General features: G+C 75.1%; 21 protein-coding genes. 11 read left to right on the top strand and 10 right to left on the bottom strand.

The window, feature by feature from the left end:
- Window positions 1-64: 64 nt before the first annotated feature.
- The 4 genes from IE98_RS0136225 (at window position 65) to IE98_RS45405 (ending at window position 3,172) form a co-directional block, all read left to right on the top strand.
- Window positions 65-880 (top strand): YncE family protein, encoded by an 816-nt coding sequence (locus tag IE98_RS0136225; protein ID WP_030276223.1) that lies wholly within the window; start codon window positions 65-67, stop codon window positions 878-880.
- 158 nt (window positions 881-1,038) lie between these two features.
- Window positions 1,039-1,278 (top strand): hypothetical protein, encoded by a 240-nt coding sequence (locus IE98_RS48570; protein WP_043175957.1) that lies wholly within the window; start codon window positions 1,039-1,041, stop codon window positions 1,276-1,278.
- Window positions 1,279-1,392: 114 nt separating this feature from the next.
- Window positions 1,393-1,974 carry a TerD family protein gene (locus IE98_RS0136215; RefSeq protein ID WP_030276221.1) on the top strand — a complete coding sequence of 194 codons (582 nt, stop codon included), beginning with the start codon at window positions 1,393-1,395 and terminating at the stop codon, window positions 1,972-1,974.
- 175 nt (window positions 1,975-2,149) lie between these two features.
- Window positions 2,150-3,172 carry a hypothetical protein gene (locus IE98_RS45405; RefSeq protein ID WP_052391443.1) on the top strand — a complete coding sequence of 341 codons (1,023 nt, stop codon included), beginning with the start codon at window positions 2,150-2,152 and terminating at the stop codon, window positions 3,170-3,172.
- Window positions 3,173-3,180: 8 nt separating this feature from the next.
- Here IE98_RS45405 and IE98_RS0136205 read toward each other — a convergent pair whose 3' ends face one another.
- The 3 genes from IE98_RS0136205 to IE98_RS0136195 form a co-directional block, all read right to left on the bottom strand.
- A complete protein-coding gene (locus IE98_RS0136205; RefSeq protein ID WP_030276217.1) occupies window positions 3,181-3,708 on the bottom strand; it encodes a PadR family transcriptional regulator in 528 nt (175 codons plus the stop codon).
- A gap of 42 nt (window positions 3,709-3,750) precedes the next feature.
- Entirely contained in the window at window positions 3,751-5,397 is a 1,647-nt protein-coding gene (gene pgm / locus IE98_RS0136200; RefSeq protein WP_030276216.1) for a phosphoglucomutase (alpha-D-glucose-1,6-bisphosphate-dependent), read from the bottom strand.
- Window positions 5,398-5,571: 174 nt separating this feature from the next.
- Complete coding sequence (locus IE98_RS0136195) at window positions 5,572-5,772, bottom strand: hypothetical protein (RefSeq protein ID WP_043175956.1); 201 nt, start codon at window positions 5,770-5,772, stop codon at window positions 5,572-5,574.
- Window positions 5,773-6,021: 249 nt separating this feature from the next.
- Here IE98_RS0136195 and IE98_RS51420 point away from each other — a divergent pair, with 249 nt between their 5' ends.
- The 5 genes from IE98_RS51420 (at window position 6,022) to IE98_RS0136170 (ending at window position 10,234) form a co-directional block, all read left to right on the top strand.
- Complete coding sequence (locus IE98_RS51420) at window positions 6,022-6,663, top strand: restriction endonuclease (RefSeq protein WP_030276211.1); 642 nt, start codon at window positions 6,022-6,024, stop codon at window positions 6,661-6,663.
- A 98-nt stretch (window positions 6,664-6,761) separates the two neighbouring features.
- Window positions 6,762-7,280, top strand: a complete 519-nt coding sequence (locus IE98_RS0136185; RefSeq protein WP_030276209.1) for a pyridoxamine 5'-phosphate oxidase family protein — start codon at window positions 6,762-6,764, stop codon at window positions 7,278-7,280.
- Between the two features lie 277 nt (window positions 7,281-7,557).
- The gene (locus IE98_RS0136180) at window positions 7,558-7,929 is read left to right on the top strand and encodes a hypothetical protein (RefSeq protein ID WP_030276207.1); all 372 of its coding nucleotides are present in this window, start codon (window positions 7,558-7,560) and stop codon (window positions 7,927-7,929) included.
- A gap of 186 nt (window positions 7,930-8,115) precedes the next feature.
- Entirely contained in the window at window positions 8,116-8,715 is a 600-nt protein-coding gene (locus tag IE98_RS0136175; protein WP_030276205.1) for a carbonic anhydrase, read from the top strand.
- Window positions 8,716-8,761: 46 nt separating this feature from the next.
- Entirely contained in the window at window positions 8,762-10,234 is a 1,473-nt protein-coding gene (locus IE98_RS0136170; RefSeq protein ID WP_030276203.1) for a SulP family inorganic anion transporter, read from the top strand.
- 74 nt (window positions 10,235-10,308) lie between these two features.
- Here the strand turns inward: IE98_RS0136170 and IE98_RS0136165 are convergent, their stop codons facing one another.
- Both IE98_RS0136165 and IE98_RS0136160 read right to left on the bottom strand, forming a co-directional pair.
- On the bottom strand, window positions 10,309-11,736 hold the full coding sequence (locus tag IE98_RS0136165; protein WP_078661582.1) for an FAD-binding oxidoreductase: 1,428 nt from the start codon (window positions 11,734-11,736) through the stop codon (window positions 10,309-10,311).
- A gap of 80 nt (window positions 11,737-11,816) precedes the next feature.
- Entirely contained in the window at window positions 11,817-13,022 is a 1,206-nt protein-coding gene (locus IE98_RS0136160) for an erythromycin esterase family protein (protein WP_030276200.1), read from the bottom strand.
- A 69-nt stretch (window positions 13,023-13,091) separates the two neighbouring features.
- Here IE98_RS0136160 and IE98_RS0136155 point away from each other — a divergent pair, with 69 nt between their 5' ends.
- Window positions 13,092-13,853: a TioE family transcriptional regulator gene (locus IE98_RS0136155; protein WP_030276198.1), complete on the top strand. Its 762-nt coding sequence runs from the start codon at window positions 13,092-13,094 to the stop codon at window positions 13,851-13,853.
- A 29-nt stretch (window positions 13,854-13,882) separates the two neighbouring features.
- Here the strand turns inward: IE98_RS0136155 and IE98_RS0136150 are convergent, their stop codons facing one another.
- From IE98_RS0136150 to IE98_RS0136135, 4 genes are all read right to left on the bottom strand, one after another.
- Window positions 13,883-14,545 (bottom strand): LutC/YkgG family protein, encoded by a 663-nt coding sequence (locus IE98_RS0136150; protein ID WP_030276197.1) that lies wholly within the window; start codon window positions 14,543-14,545, stop codon window positions 13,883-13,885.
- On the bottom strand, window positions 14,542-15,984 hold the full coding sequence (locus IE98_RS0136145) for a lactate utilization protein B (RefSeq protein WP_030276195.1): 1,443 nt from the start codon (window positions 15,982-15,984) through the stop codon (window positions 14,542-14,544). Before IE98_RS0136145 ends, IE98_RS0136150 begins: the two co-directional genes overlap by 4 nt.
- Window positions 15,981-16,811 carry a (Fe-S)-binding protein gene (locus IE98_RS0136140; RefSeq protein ID WP_078661581.1) on the bottom strand — a complete coding sequence of 277 codons (831 nt, stop codon included), beginning with the start codon at window positions 16,809-16,811 and terminating at the stop codon, window positions 15,981-15,983. Before IE98_RS0136140 ends, IE98_RS0136145 begins: the two co-directional genes overlap by 4 nt.
- Before the next feature lie 288 nt (window positions 16,812-17,099).
- The gene (locus tag IE98_RS0136135) at window positions 17,100-18,479 is read right to left on the bottom strand and encodes a M64 family metallopeptidase (RefSeq protein WP_043175953.1); all 1,380 of its coding nucleotides are present in this window, start codon (window positions 18,477-18,479) and stop codon (window positions 17,100-17,102) included.
- Window positions 18,480-18,757: 278 nt separating this feature from the next.
- Between IE98_RS0136135 and IE98_RS0136130 the strand changes: the two genes are divergently transcribed.
- Complete coding sequence (locus IE98_RS0136130; RefSeq protein WP_052391442.1) at window positions 18,758-20,128, top strand: helix-turn-helix domain-containing protein; 1,371 nt, start codon at window positions 18,758-18,760, stop codon at window positions 20,126-20,128.
- Window positions 20,129-20,249: 121 nt separating this feature from the next.
- On the opposite strand, the gene IE98_RS0136125 is transcribed toward IE98_RS0136130, so the two are convergent.
- The gene (locus IE98_RS0136125; RefSeq protein ID WP_030276188.1) at window positions 20,250-20,870 is read right to left on the bottom strand and encodes an HAD family hydrolase; all 621 of its coding nucleotides are present in this window, start codon (window positions 20,868-20,870) and stop codon (window positions 20,250-20,252) included.
- Window positions 20,871-20,984 lie beyond the last annotated feature (114 nt).

The raw sequence follows: 20,984 nt of genomic DNA, 5'->3' as shown, positions 1-20,984 counted from the left end.
CCCGGGCCGCCGGGGCGGGCGACAGTGGAGGTGCCGGCGTCACGGCTCGTCAACGGAGCAGATCATGGCACTTCCCCGCCCGGTCCCGGCCGGGCCGGCCGACGGCCGGGGGTTCGAGACGATCCCGGTCGGTGAGGGCCCGCACGGTGTGACGGTGAGCCGGGACGGCAGCCGGGTGTACGTCACCTGTGCGCGGACGGGTTCGGTGACGGCCCTGGAGCCGACCCGGCGGCAGGTCACAGCGGTGCACCGGGTGGGGACGTCGGTGTTCGGCGTGGCGGTGAGCCCGGACGGGGAGCGGCTGTACACCGCCGATCCGGTCCGCTCCTCGGTGTCCGTGGTGGCGGCCGCGAGCGGCGCGGTGACGGCGGAGACGGTGTTCGAGGAGCGTCCGTTCGGACTGGTGGTGGCGCCGAACGGGGCTCGGCTGCTGGTGTCGGCGCCGCGGGAGAACGCGGTGCTGGTGACGGACGGCCTGGGCGTGCCGCGCGGCCGGCTGACGGGGGTGGACTCCGCGGTGGGGCTGGCGCTGAGCCCGGACGGCGGGCTGCTGTACGCGGCGAACCGGTTCGCGGGCACGGTGAGCGTGCTGGACGTCTCGGGCCTCGGGTCGCTGGCGGGCGGTGCGCCGGCCGTCGTGCTGGCCCGGATCCCGGTGGCGCGCGGCCCGTACGACCTGGCGGTGGGACCGGACGGCGGGCGGCTGTACGTGGCGCACTACCCGTTCGACCTGGTGTCGGTGGTGGACACCGACGAGCGCACGGTGGCGGGCACGTTCGTCGTGCCGGACGGCCCGCGCGGGGTCGCGGTCAGCCCGGACAACGCCAAGCTCTACGTGGCGAACGGCTTCGCCGGAACCGTGACGGTGGTCGAGCTCTGAGGGCGCCGTCGGGCCCGGCGGGCCCGCCGCGACCGTCGATCGGCAGCCGTGATGACGGCCGGTTTCCGACCGTGCACCCGGCGCGTTCGCCCCCGCCCGGCTCTACAGGCCTGTAGAGTCCAACGGCCGGGTGCGAACGACACGGGAGGCGGTCGACGGTGGACGACGGGCGGACGCGGGTGTGGGAGCCACCGCCGGCGCAGGTCGAGCAGACGTACCAGCCGGTCGAGGTCCGGTTCGAGGACGGCAGTTGGGCGGTCGGCCGGATCAACGCCTGGTGGCGGCCGGCGGACGGCGGCCCGTGGTGCCGGGTGCGGGTGCTGCGCCGCGGCGGCGCGGAGCGCTGGATGCCCTTCGACCCGGAGCAGGTGCTGCTCCTGCCGGCCGGCGGCATCTGACCGGCCCGGGCGGGAGTCGACCGGCCGTCCGGCGGGAAGATCCTCCCCGTCGGCGGGCACCGCACGGGCCCGGCGGCGGCACGGCGTCGATGCTGCGAAAGGGTGGCGGACCGGATGAGCGTGAACCTGGGCAAGGGCCAGAAGGTCGACCTCGGCAAGCCGGACGGCGGTGCGCTGGCGGTCGTACGGATGGGCCTCGGCTGGCAGGCCGCTCCCCGCAAGGGGTTCTTCGCCAAGCTGATGGCCCGTGACATCGACCTGGACGCCTCGGCGGTGCTCTTCGCGGGCCGCACGCCGGTGGACGTCGTCTACTTCCAGCACCTGATCAGCTCCGACGGCTCGGTGCGGCACAGCGGCGACAACCTGACCGGCGGTGCGGGGCAGGGCGCGGACGACGAGGTCATCACGGTGGACCTGACCCGGGTGCCGAAGAAGGTCGACCAGATCGTCTTCACGGTCAACTCGTTCACCGGCCAGACCTTCCAGGACGTGCAGAACGCCTTCTGCCGGCTGGTGGACGACGCCACCGGACGCGAACTGGCCCGCTACACGCTGACCGGCGGCGGCAGCCACACCGCGCAGATCATGGCGAAGGTGCACCGCTCGAACGGCGGCTGGCAGATGACCGCGATCGGCGCGCCCACCCAGGGCCGGACCTTCCAGGACGTGATCCCGGACATCGAGCAGCACCTCTGAGCCCTCGCACCGTCCCGCTCGCCCCGGCTCCGGGGCACGGCGAGCCTCCGTGGCCGCGGCGGGCGACACTGGGGGCGAGGGCCCCGGGCTCGTCGGACGATTCGCGTCGCGCGCGGCGGGAACGGTCGGACGAGCATCGGCAGGCCCGCCGCGGCACGGGACGGAGGCAGCTCGGATGGGTGGTGCCGAGCCCCGTGCGCCCGAGCGCGGCCACGCCCCGTGGCCGCCGATCGACCTGCTCGGACGGATCCGGCACGACCCCGCGCACATGGCCGAGCGGGCCGCCCTGTTCGGCGTCGAGCGGCTCGGCCGGGAGTCCGTCGAGCGGCTGGCGAAGATGCGCGCGAAGGTGCCGCCGGAGCGGCTCAAGGACACCGTGGTCGAGCGGGGCGTGCACACCGCGATCGCCGAGGGCGCGTTCGTCGGCGGGCCCTTCATGGGTCTGATCCCGGTGATGTTCTGCGCCGCGCTGCTCGCCCAGGGGCGGATGGTGCTGGAGCTCGCCGAGCTGTCCGGGCGGTCGGCCACCGATCCCGAGCGGGCCGTCGACATGCTGGTGCTGCAGGGGGCCCACCCCACCCGTGAGGAGGCCCGGCGGGCGATCGCCGCACTGCCGGAAGCGGCGGACCGGCCCGGGCCCACGACCGCCCCTGCCGCGGCGGACGACGGCGCGGCGGACGACGGCGCGGCGGACGGCGAGCCCCCACCGAAGCTGTCGCTGCGCGAGTGGCTGCGCGTGGTCGAACGGATGGCGTACGTGCTCGGGGTGATCTCGCCGGGCGGCAGCAGCGCGGCGGCCGGGCGGCTGCGGTACCTGCGCTGGGCCGGGGTGGCGCTGCTGGTCGCCGTCGGCCTGATGCTGCCGTTCGTCTGGGTGCCGGTGCTGGGCGTGGCGTACCGCTCGGCGACGCTGCGGCTGGCGACCCGGGCCTCGATCCTGTTCGGCCTGGTCGAGGACGAGCGGGACGAGGCCACCAAGACCCGCGGCCGGGGGCGGGTGCGGCCGCTCGCGATGCTGGTCGCCCTGCGGACGATCGCGGTGCTGGTGGTGCCGTTCGCCGTCTCGGTGCTCATGGTCTTCACCGGTGCCCACATCGCGAACCAGCGCTGGCTGGCGGTCGCCGCCGGGGTGGTCGGGGTGTCGATCGGGTCCTGCCTGGTGTGGCGGTTCCGCCAGTGGCGGCAGCACGGGCACTGACGGCCGGATCACCCGAACTCGGCGAGCGCGGCCTCCAGCCACTCCACCCAGTGGGTCTCCAGGCCGATCCCGGCCTGCAGCACCAGGTGCTGCAGGCGGTTCTCGGCGTCCGCGCGGTCGGCCGGGAAGTCCCGCTGCTCGATCTCCCGGTACTCGGCCAACTGCTGGTGGTGCAGGTCGAGGTGGCGGCGCAGCTCGTCCTTGAGGGAGGCGCCGGTGCCGACCGCGGCAGCGGCGCGCAGCCGCAGCAGCAGCGGGTCGCGGTTGGGCCGCGGGTCCTGGGGCTGCCCGATCCAGTCGGCGAGGGCGGCCCGGCCCTCGGGGAGCACCTCGTACTCCTTGCGCTGGCCGCGGCTGGGCGGCTGGGGGACGGCGCGGATCAGGCCGTCCTTCTCCAGCCGCCCGAGCTCGCGGTAGATCTGCTGGTGCGTGGCGGACCAGAAGTAGCGGATCGACTTGTCGAAGCGGCGCGTCAACTCCAGCCCCGAGGACGGCTTCTCCAGCAGGGCGGTGAGGATGGCGTGCGGCAGCGACATGGACCGATCCTAGATCGTCGGTGCGGGGATCGGTCCGTCCCGTCAGTCGGTTCCGCCGAGGGCCTCGGCGACGACGGCGCGGGCCTCGTCCTGGACCCGGGCGAGGTGCTCGGGGCCGTGGAAGCTCTCGGCGTAGATCTTGTAGACGTCCTCGGTGCCGGAGGGGCGGGCCGCGAACCAGGCGTTCTCGGTGCAGACCTTGAGGCCGCCGATGGCCGCGCCGTTGCCGGGCGCCTCGGTCAGCACCGCGGTCACCGGTTCGCCGGCCAGCCGGTCGGCGCGCACCTGGGCGGGTGAGAGCTTCGCCAGGACGGCCTTCTGCTCGCGGGTCGCGGGGGCGTCGACCCGGGCGTAGGCGGGGTCGCCGAACCGGGCGGTGAGCTCGCCGTACAGCTCGGAGGGGCTGCGGCCGGTGACGGCGGTGATCTCGGAGGCGAGCAGGGCGAGCAGGATGCCGTCCTTGTCGGTCGTCCAGACCGAGCCGTCCCGGCGCAGGAAGGACGCGCCGGCGGACTCCTCGCCGCCGAAGGCGACGCTGCCGTCGAGCAGACCGTCGACGAACCACTTGAAGCCGACCGGCACCTCGACCAGCTCGCGCTTCAGCTCGGCGGCCACCCGGTCGATCATCGAGGAGGACACCAGGGTCTTGCCGACGGCCGCGGTCTCCGCCCAGCCGCCGCGGTGCCGGTAGAGGTAGTCGATCGCGACGGCGAGGTAGTGGTTGGGGTTCATCAGGCCGCCGTCGGGGGTGACGATGCCGTGCCGGTCGGCGTCCGCGTCGTTGCCGGTGGCGACGGTGTACTCGTCCTTGCGGCCGATCAGCGAGGCCATCGCGGACGGCGAGGAGCAGTCCATCCGGATCCTGCCGTCCCAGTCCAGGGTCATGAACCGCCAGGTCGGGTCGGTGAGCGGGTTGACCACGGTGAGGTCGAGGCGGTGGGTCTCGGCGATCCGGGCCCAGTAGGCGACCGAGGCGCCGCCGAGCGGGTCGGCGCCGATCCGCACGCCCGCGGCCCGCACCGCGTCCAGGTCCAGCACCTGCGGGAGGTCCTCGGTGTAGGCGCCGACGTAGTCGTGGCGGCCGGTGGTGTCGGCGGCCAGCGCCCGCGCGTACGGGATGCGGTGCACGCCCGCGAGGCCGGCCTCGATCAGGGCGTTCGCCCGGTCCTGGATCCAGCCGGTGGCGGCGGACCCGGCCGGGCCGCCGTTCGGCGGGTTGTACTTGAAGCCGCCGTCGCGCGGCGGGTTGTGCGACGGGGTGACCACGATGCCGTCGGCGAGCTGCTGCGGACGGCTGCGGTTGTGGGCGAGGATCGCGTGCGAGACCGCCGGGGTCGGGGTGTAGCCGTCCTCGCTGTCGAGCAGCACGGTGACGCCGTTCGCGGCGAGCACCTCCAGGGCGGTGGCCCGGGCCGGCTCGGAGAGCGCATGGGTGTCGATGCCGAGGAACAGCGGGCCGGTGGTGCCCTGCGCCGCCCGGTACTCGCAGATCGCCTGGGTGGTCGCGGCGATGTGGTCCTCGTTGAACGCGGTGTCCAGCGAGGAGCCGCGGTGCCCCGAGGTGCCGAACGCCACCCGCTGGCCGGGCTGCGCCGGGTCGGGGTGCAGCGTCCAGTACGCGGTCACCAGCCGGGCCACGTCCACCAGGTCCTCGGGACCTGCGGGCTGACCGGCACGAGCGTGCACCATCGTCTCCACCTCCTGGTCACCGCCCGCCGTCCGGACCGGCGGGGCGGGGCGAGAGCGCCGCCTCCGTCGCCGGCTGCTGCGCGTACGCCTTCAGACCTACCCCGGCCACCGGCCCGCATTCGACAACCGACCCGGTCGGACGCGTCGGCCTCGGCCGGCGGTGCGCGGGCGGCGTCAGTGGGCGGCGGCGGCGGCCGCGCCGACGAGGTGGAGGACGGCCTGGCCGAGCGGGGTGGCGGCGATCAGGATGCCCAGGGTGGCCGCGCTGAGCACGGTGACCGTCTCGTCGACGCGCGAGCGGGCCTGCGTCTGCCGGCGGAGCCGGACGAGGATGACGATCGCGAGGAAGACGCTCGCGCTGACGCTGTACTGCATGCCCCACCCCTGGTCGTGCACCGACAACTCCGGGTGAGCATGCCAGAGCCCGTGCCGGCGGGGGCGGAGACCCGGAAACCCGGCCGGTCGGGGCAGGTGGTTCGGCCACCGACCAACGTGATCCGGTCAACTCGCGCCGCCCGGCGCCGGGGTTCGCCCGTTCCCCGGCGCCCCGCCGGCGGCCGCTCCTACGATCACGGGCACGCCGTTGCCCGAGGTTGTCCGAGATTGCCCGAGGGGGAGGACGCCGTGGCCCGCAGACCGGTACGACGACGCCGGAGCGCCGCGCGCCGGGTCCGGCAGGCCCGCGACAACGCCGTGGTGCTCTTCGGCAGCGCGCTGGCCGCACTCGCACTGGTGGCCGCCTTCGTGACCTGGCTGGCCCACCACCTGTTCCTGGTGCTCGGCCTGCTGGCCGTCGGCCTGGCCACGGCCGTGGTCGTCCTGCGCCGCCGGGCCGCCGCCGACCGCCGCGCGTTCGAGGCCCGCACGGCGCAGTTGCGGCACATCGGCGCGTTCCTCGGGATGAGTCCGAAGGGGTTCGAGCAGGCGCTCGCGGACCTGTGCCGGCGGGACGGCTGCACCGGGGTGACGGTGGTCGGCGGGGCCGGCGACCTGGCCGCGGACGTCCTGGCGACCACACCGGGCGGGCAGCGGATCCTGATCCAGGCCAAGCGGTACGGGCCCCGGACGTTCGTGGGCTCCCAGGACGTGCAGAAGGTCAACGGCACCTACCGCGACGTCCACCGCTGCGACGTGGCCGCCGTGGTGACGACCAGCACCTTCACCAAGCCCGCGGCGGCGTTCTGCGCCCAGGTCGGCATCCGCATGGTCGACCGGCGCGCACTCGCCCTGTGGGCCGAGGGCACCGGCCGGCCGCCTTGGAGCTGAGCACCGGGCCTGCGCGGCAGCCGTCCTGACGACGCTTCCGGTGGCCGTCGCCGTCCGGGCCCGGTAGGACGGGGAGCCGGGCCGTGCGAGACTTGATCATGACTGTGACCAATCCCTGGCTGGCCGGCCCGGCACCGAAGCAGCGGCTCGATCGCGAGCGGCTGGAGGAACGCATACTCAACCTGCTGTCCTCGCAGAACATGTGCGTGCTCGCGACGGCGGGGCCGGACGGGCCGCTCGCGACGCCGGTGCGGTACTTCCACCTCGACTTCGCGGTGATGTTCTCCACGGCCGCCGGTTCGCCGAAGATGAGGAACCTGGCCGCGGACCCCCGGGTGTCGGTGGGGGTCTTCGCCCCGCTGGTCGGCCAGGCCAGCAGCCGGGGCGCACAGCTCTTCGGCCGGGCCCGGGTGCTGTCCGAGGGCGATCCCGGCTTCGACCGCTACTGGCCGGCCTTCCGCTGGCAGTCCGACCACGTCGAGCGCTCCCGCTCCCTCGACGAGCCGCCGACCGGGCCGATCGTGGTGATCGAGGCCGACCGGATCGTCTACACCGAGCACTGGCTGCGGCGCGAGGGATTCGCGCCCCGCCAGTTCTGGACCCGGGCAAACGACTAGGGCTTGGGGACGGGGTGGCCGGGGGGCGGGACGGCTCTGCCCCGGCGGACGGGGATTCGCCGGACGATCACACGCACGAGTGACGTCACCCCCGTGCGCCCTTCCTGCTCCCCCTCACTCTCCGTCACCGTGGCTCACGGGCGGACCGCTCGGGCACGTACCGATACCGGCCGCCTTCCTGTCACGATCTCCACATCTCCAGGAAACTGATCCGTCATCAGATGCGTTTATCACCGTGAACATGTCCAGGTGAACGGCGACGGGAGGGGGAGCAGAGGTGCGCACGCGCAGCACGATCACGGGCCTGCTGGCGGCCCTGCTCGGCCTCGCCCTGCTGCTGGGCGGGGGTGCCGCCGGCACGCTCAAGCCCCGCCAGACCGTCCCCGTCGCCGCCTCCGCCAACGTCGCCGAGCACAAGGAGACGGAGAAGGAGCTGCCCGCGGGCGTGCCGCTGCGGCACGGCCCGCACGCCGTCGGACGGCCCGCCCCGGGCGGCGGCGCCGCCCTTCGGCCGGTCGGCCAGACGGCGGCGGCCACCGCGGCTGCCGCCCACGACGCCCGCCCGAGGGCGCCCGGCGCTCCCCTCCCCTACCCCTCCAGACCCACCGGTGGAGCCACCGCCTCCGTGTACCAGGTCTTCCGCTGCTGAGCGGGCCCGGGGCCCGTCCTTCGGGTCCCGCCGCCCGGCCCGCGGCCGTACCGCGCTGATCCTCGCCGATCCGCGTCCGGCCGGGCCGCAGCACGCCCACGGCGACCGTCGCCGTCGCGGCGTGGAGACCTCGTCCGCACAGCAGCCCCGCGCGACCGCGCGCCGGGGCCATGGAGGTGTGCCCCGATGGACCCCTTGATCGACCGTGCCCGTTCGTTCCGCGACCGTGCCGCCCAGGACGGCCGACAGTTCCTCGGCCTGGCGGCCGGCCAGTCCCCGCAGGCCCTGTTCATCACCTGCTCCGACTCACGGGTCGTCCCCTCGCTGATCACCGGCGCGGACCCCGGCGACCTGTTCGAGCTCCGCACGGCGGGCAACATCGTCCCGCCGTACCGCACCGACCACCCGTCCGGGGAGGCCGCGACCGTCGAGTACGCCGTGGAGGTGCTGGCCGTCCGCGACGTCGTGGTCTGCGGCCACTCGCACTGCGGCGCGGTCGGCGCGGTCGTCCGCGGCGACGACCTCAGCGCCGTGCCGGCCGTCCGCGGCTGGCTGGCGACGACCGACCGCACCGCCCTCGCCGGGCCCACCGAGGTCTTCGACCCCACGGTGGCCGGCCCGGTGCAGCGGCACGTCCTCGCGCAGCTCGACCGGCTGCGCGCCTACCCGGGCGTCGCCCGGCGCACGGCCGCCCGTGAACTGCGGCTGCACGCCTGGTTCTACGAGGTGCACACCGGCCTCGTCCTGGCCCACCGGCCGGACGCCGACGCCTTCCTCCCGCTCTGAGCGGCCCTTGAGCCGGCCGTTCCACGACCGACCCACAGAGGACCTCATGTTGCGTACAACCGCATTCGACCCGCCCGCCCTCCGGGCGGACTTCGCCGCCTCCCTCGTCGTCTTCCTCGTCGCCCTGCCGCTCTGCGTCGGCGTCGCCGTCGCCTCCGGCGTGCCCGCCGAACTCGGCCTGGTCACCGGCATCGTCGGCGGCCTGCTGACCGGTCTGCTGCCGGGCAGCAGCCTCCAGGTGTCCGGGCCGGCCGCCGGCCTGACCGTGCTGGTCTACGAGGCCGTCGCCGAGTTCGGCCTGACCGCCCTCGGCGTCATCGTGCTCGCCGCCGGCCTGCTGCAGCTGCTCATGGGCGTGCTGAGACTGGGCCGGCTGTTCCGGGCCATCTCGGTGTCCGTGGTGCACGGCATGCTGGCCGGCATCGGCCTGGTGCTGATCGCCGGACAGCTCTACGCGCTGGCCGGCGCCAAGGCCCGCGGCAGCGGCCCGGCGAACATCGCCGGGCTGCCCGGCCTGGTCGCCGACACCGCCCGCTCCTCCACCGGCCTCGCCTCGCTCGCCGTCGGCGCCGGCACCGTGGCGGTGCTGGTGCTGTGGAAGAAGCTGCCCGCCCGGGCACAGGCGCTGCCGGCGCAGCTCGCCGCGGTCGGCCTGGCCACCGCGGTCGTCGCGGTGCTCGGCCTGCCGGTGGCCAAGGTGGAGGTGAAGGGCCTGCTCGGGGTGATCGAGGCGCCGTCCGCCTCCGGCCTCGCGGTGCTCGCCGACGTCGGGGCGATCGCCACCGTCCTGGCGTTCACCCTGATCGCCTCGGCGGAGAGCCTGTTCAGCGCCGCCGCGGTCGACCGGCTGCACGACGGCCCGCGCACCGACTACGACAAGGAGCTGATCGCCCAGGGCGCCGGCAACACCCTGTGCGGCCTGCTCGGCGCGCTGCCGATGACGGCCGTCATCGTCCGCAGCGCCGCCAACGTCCAGGCCGGCGCCCGGACGAAGGCCTCCCGGGTGATGCACGGCGTCTGGCTGCTGCTGTTCGCCGCGCTGCTGCCGGCCGCGCTCGGGGTGATCCCGCTCGCGGCCCTGGCCGGTGTGCTGGTGCACGCCGGGTGCAAGCTGCTGCCCGTCTCGGCGATCCGGCCGCTGTGGCGCCAGCACCGCGGCGAGGCCGTGGTGCTGGTCGCCACGGCGGTGGCGATCGTCGCCACCAACATGTTCGAGGGGGTGCTGCTCGGGCTCGTCCTCGCGGTGCTGAAGACGGCGTGGGAGACCTCCTCGGTGCACCTGGAGGTGTCGGACGACGCCGACGGGCCGATCCGGGTCGCGATCCTCGGCAACGCGACCTTCCTGCGGCTGCCGCGCATCCTGGACACCCTGGAGGCGCTGCCGCGGGACCGCGCGATCGAGCTCGACCTGAGCGCGCTGCGCCACCTCGACCACGCCTGCCGCACGGCGCTGCAGGACTGGGCGGGCCGGCACAACGAGTTCGGGGTGGAACCGGTGCACGCACCGGCACTGCGCTGAACCCACCACCCGCCGCGCCGCCGCCTCCGATGGCGGCGGCGGCGCGGCGGGGCGGCTCGCCCGGCCGCGGGGCCTCAGTGGTCCGCAGGCGGGATGTTCTGGTTCAGGCGGAACAGGTTCCCCGGGTCCCACTGCCGCTTGAGCGCGCGCAGCCGCCGGTACTTGGCCGCGCCGTAGGCCTGCTCAATGCGTGCGTCGCCCTCGTCCATCAGGAAGTTGACGTACACGCCGCTGTGGTGGCGGGTGAGTGCCGACCAGAAGCCGCGGACCCACTCCTGCTCCTCCTCGAAGCCCTCGGGGCCGGCGCAGCTGCCGTTGATGTTGAAGGTGTGGCCGGCCGAGCGGCCGCTGAAGGCGGTGTCGTCCTCGCCGGTGCGGGAGATCGCACCGCCGAGGTGGAAGATCGGGAAGCTGGTCAGCGGCGAGCGGATCCCGCGGACCCGGTCGGCGGTGATCTCGATGATCTCGTCGGTGAGTTCGGCGGTGTCGAAGGACTTGAAGTAGTACCAGCGGCGCCGCGGGTAGGACGGGTCGAGCATCGCCTGGTGCTCGGTGAAGGGCTTCGCCCGGCACAGGTCGGCGACCGGCGGGCCGAAGCGGCGCAGCGGGCGGAGCACCCGCTCGCCCTCGTCGAGGTCGCCCGTCCAGCAGCAGATGACGACGGCGATCGGCCGGCCGTGCCACTCGGTGGGGATCTCGGGCAGCGGCAGGGCCCTGCGGTGCACGACGGCGGTGGTGAGCCCGTCGGGCACGTCGGCGATCCACTCGCGGTAGAAGCGCAGCAGGCGGGCGGAGTCGGCGGCGTCCCAGATGATCGGGCCGGCGATCACGGCCGGGCCGACCGGGTTGAGGCGGAACTCGAACTCGGTGACGATGCCGAAGTTCCCGCCGCCGCCGCGGACGCCCCAGAACAGGTCGGGGTTCTCGGTCTCGCCGGCCCGGACGAGGCCGCCCTCGGCGGTGACCAGGCCGACCGAGAGCAGTTGGTCGACGGTCAGGCCGTGGCGGCGCATCAGCCAGCCGATGCCGCCGCCGAGGGTGAGGCCGGCGACGCCGGTGTGGGTGACGATCCCGGAGGGCACGGCCTGGCCGAACCGCTGGGTCTCGTGGTCGAGTTCGCCGAGGAGCACGCCGGCCTGGACGCGGACGGTGCGGGCGTCCGGGTCGACCCGGATCCCCTTGAGCCGGGAGAGGTCGGCGACCAGGCCGCCGTCGCAGAGCGACTGCCCGGGGAAGCTGTGGCCGCCGCTGCGGACGGCGAACGGCACGCCGGTGTCGGCGGCGAAGCGGACGGCGGCGGTGACGTCGGCGACTCCGGCGCAGTAGGCGATCGCCGCGGGTCTGCGGTCGACGGAGCCGTTCCAGATCTGCCGGGCCAGGTCGTAGCCGGGATCCGCCGGCGTCACCAGGTCGCCGCGGAGGGCGGCGGCGAGGCCGTCGGTCTCCAGGTCGGGCGGCGGCGCCGCGCGGTCGGTCCTGCCGGTGCCGGTCACCGTGTCCATGGCCACTCCCGTGTCGGGCAGCCCCCCGCCCCCACCAGTCTGGCACCGGGTCCGCCGCGCCACCGTCCGGTCCGGCGGTCTCAGCCCTGCGGGCCCACGTCCTTGACGTACAGCAGGGCGTCGGTGGCCGGCAGGTGGGCCGGGTCGAGCGGGGCGTAGCCGAACCAGGGGGACTCCCGCGGTACGGGGGGCGTCCCGGTGAGGGCGGCGGCCAGCCGGTGGGAGTCGACGAGGAGGTGTTCCCCGGGGAGCGCGTGCAGGAGGCCTTCGACGGTGTCCGGCGGCGGGGTGTCCACGCCGCGGTGCCGGATCGTGCCGAGGGCGGTGTGCACGAAGGCGTAGTCGGCGCCGGGTCGGGCGGCGACCAGCGCACCGGCGCTCCACCACTCCAGCCGCAGGCCGCCCATCCGCATGCTGCTCTTCTCCCGCTGCAGGTGGCTGTTGTGGGCGAAGACGAGGACGGGACCGCGTTCGGCGAGGGCGAGGAGGTTCTCGGCCATCATCGCGCCGCGCAGGCCGATCAGCCGGGTCATCCGGCCGGGCGAGGTGTCGGCCGTCCAGTGGTGGTAGCGCAGCAGGCCGACGGCGGTGCGGCCGTACAGGCGGGCGCGGTCCCACTCCTCGTGCGGGTCCGCGGCGGTCGGCGGCGGGGTGAGCGTGTCGAGCAGGGCCACCAGGTCGTCGGCGATCAGCCGCAGCTGCACCGCCTCGGCCGACCGGCCCGTTGAGCGGCTCGGGTCCGTCATCGCGGCGGGTTCCGTCCAGCGGTCGTCGGCGCCGCACAGGCGGTCGAGGGTGTCCGCGGTGCACGGGAGGAGGTCCGCGTCCACCTGCTCCGCGAGGTACCGGTGGAGGGCGGTGAGGGCCCGGCGGGGGCTCTCGGCGCCGGTGATCTCCAGCGGGCCGTCGATGCCGGCGAAGCGCACCTGCTCGGCGGCGGGCCGGCCGTCGTTGTGGGCGCGCATCCAGCGGACGAGTTCGCGGTTGGCCGCGGAGGCGCCGAAGCCGTGGCTGAAGCCCTGCACCATGCACTCGTCGAGGGTGCCGGTGCCGGTGGTGACGTACGCGTCGACGAGCAGGCCGGCCAGGCAGTCGCTCTCGATCGCGACCGTGCGGTAGCCCTCCTCCTCGACGAGCTGCCGGAAGAGCCGGTTGCGCAGGTCGAGCAGGTCGTCCTCGCCGTGCGTCGGCTCGCCGAGCGCGAGCACCCGCGGCCGGCCGGGCAGCAGTGCCAGCAGGGCGGCAGCGTCGACGGGGTGGACGGTTTCTTCGGTGTCAGTCGCCATGCCTTCAACGGTATCGTTGAAGTCACGGTTGAGACTTTCCCCCGATGTCACCAGGACAGTAAACAAACCATGGCGCAGAACCTTCAAAGCGGTGATCGGCTCCGGCCGGTCGATCTGGCCCGCGCTCACGGGCTGTCCACGCAGGCCGTGCGGAACTACGAGGAGGCGGGGATCCTGCCGGCCGCCGACCGCAGCGAGCACGGCTACCGCAGTTACACCCCGCTGCACGCGGCGGCGCTGCACGCCTTCCTCGCCCTGCTGCCCGGGCACGGCCACCGGACGGCCACGGCCGTCATGCGGGCGGTGAACGCGGGCGAGGACGCGGAGGCCTTCCGGCTGATCGACGAGAGCCACGCCCAGCTCCTCGGTGACCGGCGGACCCTCCGCGCGGTCGAGGACGCGCTGCGCGACCTGGCACCGGCGGCGGCCGACGTGCCCGGCGGTGCGGGCGGGACCGGTGGTGCGGGCGGGACCGGCGGCCGGCGCGGTGGCACCTTCGTCGGACCGCTCGCGGAGGAGCTCGGTCTCCGGCCGGCGACGCTGCGCGCCTGGGAGCGTGCCGGGCTGGTGCGTCCGCGGCGCGACCCGCTCACCGGGTACCGCGTCTACGACGAGGCGGACGTGCGGGACGTGCGGCTCGTCCACCAGCTCCGGCGCGGCGGTCACCTGCTGGAGCAGATCGCCCCGCTGATCGCCCAGGTTCGGGCGGCCGGTGGGCTGGAGCCGCTGGAGGCCACGCTGGAGGGCTGGCACGGCCGGCTTACCTCCCGCGGACGGGCCATGCTGACCGGCGCGGCCGCGCTGGAGGCGTACCTTCGGGCCCGCGGCTGAGCGCGTCGGCGGCGCGGCGGGGCCGTGGGTCAGCCCCGGGGGCCACGGCCTTCGAGCAGGACGACGTCCAGGGTGCGGGGGCCGTGCACGCCCTCGACCCGGGTCAGTTCGATGTCGCTGGTGGCGGACGGGCCGGAGATCCAGGTCTGCGGACGGGCCGGGTCGAGCCGCGGCAGGGCCTGCGGGACGGAGGCGACCACCTGGTCGGCGCGGACCACGCAGACGTGGTGGTCGGGGACGAGGGTGAGCACCCGACGGCCCTGGCCGGGGCCGCCGTCGAGGACGATCGTGCCGGTCTCGGCGACGGCGAGGGCGCAGCCGGTGACGACGCTGTCGGTGGTGTCGAGCCGGTGCGCCGTCAGGGTGCCGTCGTCGGGGCGCCGCTCGGCCCCGGCCGCGGCGAGCCAGTCTGCGGGCAGGCCCGCGGGGACGGCGACGGACCGGGATCCGTGGTCGGCGAGCAGCCGGGCGATCAGGTCCGGCAGCGCCTCCTTGGTGCAGCGGTGCACCCGGGCGCGGTAGTCGGCCAGGTTCTCGGCGAGCAGGTCGAGCACGGCCTCGGGGTCGTCGAGGACGTGCGCGAAGCGGTAGTCGCGGCGGACGGGCGGGCGCCCGGCCTCCTCATCACCGGCGGGGACGTCGGTGAGGGCGCTGCGGATGCGGGCGAGGACGGTGTCGCGGGAGGTACTCATGGGGTGCCGTCCTTGCGGTCGCGGTGCTCGGCCCACCAGGCGCGGAAGGATTCGGCGGGCAGGTCGGGGAGGTCGCGGGTGTCGGTCCAGGCCTTGGCGGGGCCGGGCAGCGGGAGCTTGCGGGGGTGCAGGGCGCGGGTGGCGGAGGCTGCGCGTTCGGCGGCGGCCAGCGCGGCCGGGTGGTCGAGCAGCCAGGTCGCGGCCTTCATCACGGCCTTTTCGACGCGGTGGCCGGGGCCCTGTTCGACGGCCTGTTCGCGCAGGTGGACGAGGACCTCGGGGATGTCGATGGCGACCGGGCAGACCTCGTAGCAGGCCCCGCAGAGGGTGGAGGCGAAGGGCAGCGAGGCGTCCAACTCGGTTCCGAGGCCGCGCAGTTGCGGGGTGAGGATGGCGCCGATCGGGCCGGGGTACGGGGAGCCGTAGGCGTGGCCGCCGACCCGCTCGTACACCGGGCAGACGTTGAGGCAGGCGGAGCAGCGGATGCAGCGCAGGGCCTGGCGGCCGACCCGGTCGGCAAGGGTGGCGGTGCGGCCGTTGTCGAGCAGGACGAGGTGGAAGGCCGTGGGGCCGTCGCCGGCGGTGGTGCCGGTCCAGGTGGAGGTGTAGGGGTTCATCCGCTCGGCGGTGGAGGAGCGCGGCAGCAGTTGGAGGAAGACCTCCAGGTCCTGCCAGGTGGGGATCACCTTCTCGATGCCGACGACGGAGATCAGCGTCTCGGGCAGGGTCAGGCACATCCGGCCGTTGCCCTCGGACTCGACGACGACCAGGGTGCCGGTCTCGGCGACCAGGAAGTTGGCGCCCGAGACGCCGACCTTGGCGCGCAGGAACTTCTCCCGCAGGTGCAGCCGTGCGGCCTCGGCGAGTTCGGCCGGGGAGTCGGTGAGTCCCTCGGGTGCGGGGCGTCCCCAACGGCCCATCGCCTCGCGGAAGATGTCGCGGATCTCGGCGCGGTTGCGGTGGATGGCGGGGACGAGGATGTGCGAGGGCAGGTCGTCGCCGAGCTGCACGATGAGTTCGGCGAGGTCGGTCTCGTAGGCGGTGATGCCCTCGGCGGCCAGCGCCTCGTTGAGGCCGATCTCCTGGGTGGCCATGGACTTGACCTTGACGACCTCGCTCTCGCCGGTGGCCCTGGCGAGGTCGGCGACGATCCGGTTCGCCTCGGCCGCGTCGGCGGCCCAGTGCACCACTCCCCCGGCGGCGGTGACGGCCTCCTCCGCCTGCAGCAGGTAGTGGTCGAGGCGGCGCAGCGTACGGTCCTTGATCTCCTTGCCGGCGGCGCGGAGTTCGGCCCAGTCGTCGAGTTCGGCGACCGCCCGGGCGCGTTTCTCGCGGATGGTGCGGGTGGCGTGGCCGAGGTTGGCCCGCAGGGTGGCGTCCTTGGTCGAGTCCTTGGCTGCCTCGGGAAAGGCGGGCATGCCCAGGTAGGCGGCGCTCATCCGGCGTGCCCTCCCGCTGCGATGGGGGCGGTGACTGCGGTGGGGGCGGTGCCGGCCCGGCGGGGTGCGGGCGGGCGGTACGGGGTGGCTTCGGTGGCGGCGAGGATCTCGGCGATGTGCACGGCCTGGACCGGTTCGCCGCGGCGGCGCAGGGTGCCGTCGAGGTGCAGCAGGCAGGAGTTTTCGGCGCCGCACAGCACCTCCGCACCGGTGCCGAGGGCGTTGCGGACCTTGTCGGCGGCCATCGCGGCGGAGACGTCCGGGTTCTTCACCGCGAAGGTGCCGCCGAAGCCGCAGCACTCCTCGGCGCCGGGCAGTTCGCGCAGTTCCAGTCCCTTCACGGCCGCGAGCAGTCGGCGGGGCCGGTCGCCGAGGCCGAGCATCCGCAGCCCGTGGCAGGACGGGTGGTAGGTGACGGTGTGCGGGAAGTACGCGCCCACGTCGACCACGCCGAGCACGTCCACCAGGAATTCGGTGAGTTCGAGCATGCGGGGTGCCAGGGAGGCCGCCGCGTCGGCGAGTTCGGTGCCGCGGCCCTCGGCCTGGGCCCGGGCGCCGATCCGCGGGTAGGCGTCGCGGACCATCGCCGCGCAGGAGCCGGACGGGGTCACCACGTGGTCGTAGCCGGCGAATGCGGCGGCGGTGCGGCGCACCAGCGGCTCGGCCTCGCGCCGGTAGCCGGTGTTGTACTGCGGCTGCCCGCAACAGGTCTGAGCCGCAGGGAAGTCCACCGTCACCCCCAGGCGCTCCAGCAGCTCCACCACGGCCCGGGCGGTGCGCGGGCGCACGGCGTCGTTGACGCAGGTGGCGAAGAGTGCGACGCGCATCGCGGCTCCCTCGGCGGCGGTCGTTGGCGGCGGGTTGCGGTACGGCAGTGCGGGACGGCGCCGGGCATGGACGGGGCGCGCGGCGGCGTCGCGGGGAGTGTACGGCCGCCGGGCGCCCCCGGGGCGGATCCGCCACGCATGTCGGCCGAGGTCGGCCGGATCCCGCCGCCGAGGGGCCGACGGGGATCCGGCCAGGGGCCTGTCGCCGCAGGGGTACGGACGACGGCGGGGGACGCCGGGGCTCCGCCCCGTTGAAGCCGCGCGCCGCGGGTCGGGGAGTGCCGGGTGTCAGGGGGTGCCGGTCACCCGCCAGGCGAGGGTGTCGGTGGCGAGGTCGCGGACCTGCGGGTCGCGGACGGCGGCGGTGCGGTCCACCGAGACCGCGGTGAGCCGGTGCGTCCGGCCGTCCGGGCGGACGCCGAGGGCTGCGGGGACGACCGAGGTGCGGCCGCGGACGGCGGGGACCTCGGCGCCGTCGAGGTACCAGCGCAGCTCGGGTGCGGCGAGGCCGGTCAGCGCGGCCGGGGTGACGGTGATCCGGGTGCTCCGGCGCACGGTGCTGCCGGTGGGCAGGTCGCTGCTCAGCCCGTTGGCCTTGCGGTAGAAGCCGGCGATCATCGCCTCCCGGCCGGGCAGGTTGAACTCGGTGCTGGAGAGCGCACGCATGATCGAGGTCGTGGTCGGCCGGTACAGGCCGTGCGGGTAGTAGTCGCTGCCCTCGTAGGTGCCGACCGTGCCGCCGGCGGGGTCCTCGGCGCCGAGCCAGCGGTACCACTTGGCGCGGTCGGCGAGCAGCTGGTCGGCGGTGCGCACGGTGGAGTTGGGGCCGTCCGTCTCGCCGCCCGTCCAGGTGCCGTAGGAGTCGTAGGTGTACTCGTCGTGCAGCTGCCCGACGGAGTGGCCTATCTCGTGGGCGGCGATCAGGCTGGAGGCGGCGTTGTCGGAGGAGAGCGTGGACACTCCGTCGAACGGGTAGCCCTCGGCCTCCAGCCCGTAGTAGCCGGCGCCGCCGTACTTCGGCGAGTTGGCGACCACCACGACCAGGTCGGCGGCCGGCGCCTTCGCCGCGTAGCCGGCGACCTTGTCGAGGTCGGTGCAGACCAGCCGCTCGGTGTCGGCGCACCAGAAGTAGCTGCCGAGGGCGGTGTCCCGCACGGTGCCGGTGTCCGGGTCGCCGCTGATGCCGGAGTCGTGCGAGACGGCGTCGACCGTCCAGACGTTGAACAGCCCGCGGTAGCTGCGGTACGGCTCGATCGCGCTGATGGCGGCCCACTTGGCGGCGGCGGCCGCGTGGAAGGCGTCCTGCTGGTCGGCGGTGTAGCCGTCCCCGACGATCACCACGTCCAGGCGGTCGGCGGTCGGGCCGGTGACCGCGAGCCGGCCGACGGCGCCGTCCCCCGTGACGTCGCCGGGTGCGGTGCGCCCCGAGACGCCCTTGCGGTGTCCCGGTGCCGCGACCGGGACGCGCACTCTGCGGCCCTCCGCGTCCGGGCCGGTGAACGCCTCGGCCGTGACCGTCCGTCCGTCCGGTGCGGCAGCCGCGGCGGCCGGGTCCGCGGACGGGGTGGGGGCGGCCGCGGCGGGGGCGGCCGCGGCGGGGGCGGTCAGCGCGGCGGCCAGGGTGAGGCCGGCGGCGAGCGCGGTGTAGCGGGGCATGCGGGTGCGCACATGCCCTCCTCTCGGTCGAGGGGCTTGTTAAGAGGTGAGTTAAGTGTGTTTAACTCGCCGCTGAACATAGGCCCGCCGAAGCGGACCGGCAAGGGGCGGCGCACCGATTCCCGCGCGGACGGGGGCATTTCGTGCCGATGTCCGACGGCCCGTCGGACGTGCGGCCGCGGCGGCACCCGTCCGGGGACGGAAGCCGGTGCCGCATCCGCGCCGGGCGGGCCGGGCAGCGCATAGGGTGGCCCTCGCACGTGGGGCCCGAGCGGACAGGTGGGACAGCAGTGGCGGACACGACGACCCCGGCGGACCCGGGCGCCTCCGGCACCGTCGGCCGGCGGGTGCACCGGCTGCGGGTCGAGCGCGGCCTCACCCAGCGCCAACTCGCCGAGCCCGCCTACACCGCCGCCTACGTCTCGATACTGGAGTCGGACCGGGTACGGCCCTCGGAGGCCGCCCTGCGGCACCTCGCCGAACGGCTCGGCGTGACGTACGAGGAGCTCGCCACCGGGCGGCCGCCGCACATCGCGACCGGCCTGCGGGCCGAACTGGTCGACGCCCAGCGGCTGCTGGCGCTCGGCGAGGGCGAGCCGGCGGCCACCGCGTACCGGCGGCTGCTCGCCGAGGCGGAGCGGCACGGCCTCGCGGACGAACGGGCCACCGCCCTGCTCGGCCTCGGCCAGTGCGCCCTGTACGCGGGCGACCTGGCCGCCGCCCGCGAGCACTTCGAGGCCGCGGAGCCGCTGCTGGCCGGGGCACCACCGGTGCAGCGCGCCCGGGCCGTCCGCGGCCGCGCCGTCGCGCACCTCCTCGCGGGCGAACTGCGCTACTCCTGCTACCTGCTGGAGACCGCGATCGACGCGCTCAACGCCGCCGGACTGCAGGACCCGGACGCCCTGGTGCTGCTCTACACCGCCGCCATCGCCCCCTACCTGGACATGGGCGCGCACGCCCGGGCCGCGCAGGCCGCCGAGATCGCGCTCGGCCTGGCCCCGCAGGTGACCGATCCGGCGCTGGTCGCGGGCATGCACCGCACCGTCGCCCGCACCCTGCTCACCGAGGGCCGCACCGCCGAGGCCGACGCCTCACTGGCCAGGGCCGCGGCGCTGTACGAGCAGCTGCAGATCCGCACCGAGCTAGCGCACTGCCACTGGATGCGCGGCTACGTGCACGCCCAGGACGGCGCGCTCGACGCCGCCGCTCGCGAACTCACCACCGCCCGGGACATGCTGGCGGCCGGACGGGCCGAGCTGTACACCGCCCAGGTCGAGGTCGAACTCGCGGACGTGCTGCGTCGGCTGGGCCGCCGCGAGGAGGCCGGGCAGCTGCTGCTGCGGCTCCTCGACCGGCTGCAGCCCGGCCGCGGTCCGGTGCACCGCGCCGCCGCCCACCGGCTGCTGGGCCTGCTGGCGGAGGACGCGGAGGACACCGCGGCCGCCGAGGAGCACTACGGTCACGCCCTCGCCCTGCTGGAGCCCACCGGCGCGGCCGGCGACCTGGCCGACCTGTGCCGGCTGCTCGGCGACCTGCAGCGCCGGCTGGGCCGCACCGAGGCCGCCCTGGACACCTACCGGACGGGCCTCGGCCACGCCGCGGCCCCCGGCACGACCACCCTCGGCCCCGCCCCGGCGCAGCCGCCGTTCACCGCCGCCTGAGCCGGCCCCCGGGACTCGGGCCCACGGCCGTCCCTGCGCACGACCCACTGTCACGGGCTGCACCGACCGCTGTCCGGACGGCCCGGCCGCCGACCGCCGCCCTCTCGATCCCCGACACCGGTCATGCCGCGTGCGCCGGCAGCCAGGCGTCGATCGCGGCCTCCAGGGTGTCGGGGCGGGTGAAGTGGTGCCCGTTCATGCCCAGGGCCTCGGCGGCGCTGACGTTCTCTTCGCGGTCGTCGACGAAGAGGAAGTCGGCGGGTGCGGCGCGCAGGGCGACGGCGCAGTGGCGGAAGGCGGCGGGGTCGGGTTCGGCGGCGTGGATCCTCCCGGAGAGCGCGAGGTGGTCGAGGGTGTGCAGCCAGGGCTGGGCGGCGAGGAGGGCGTCCGCGTGGTCGGCGGGGATGTTGGAGAGGACGGCGACCTCGGCGCGGGCGTGCAGGGAGCGGGCGTACGCGGCCGTGCGGTCGTCGATGCGCGACCAGCTGTCGGTGTCGGCGCGGCGGAGCTCCTCGACCGTGCGGGCGTCGGCGGGTCGGGAGAGCTGCCGCAGGACGTTGGTCCAGTAGTCGGTGGCGCCGTACCGGCCGGAGCCGTAGGGCCGGCGGGCGGACCAGTAGGCCTCGGTGAAGGCGCCCACGGGGGCGCCGCACCGGTCGGCCATCCGCTGGACGGCTCCGGGGCGCTGGTGCGGGGCGAGGACGCCGTAGAGGTCGAACAGGACGGTGCGTCGGGTGGGCACGGCGGTTCCTCCTCGGTCCGGGCCCGTCGGCGGGGGTGGACGGGCCGTCAGCGGGTGGAGCCCGCCGTGGCCGGTGTGATGTCGGGGCCGGGGCGCCCGGGGGCGGGGCTTGCG

The sequence above is a fragment of the Streptomyces sp. NRRL B-24484 genome (genome assembly GCF_000717715.1).
In the GTDB taxonomy this organism is placed as follows: domain Bacteria; phylum Actinomycetota; class Actinomycetes; order Streptomycetales; family Streptomycetaceae; genus Kitasatospora.
The sequence above is the reverse complement of the archived record's forward strand: the minus strand, read 5'-3'. Positions and strand labels throughout refer to the sequence as shown.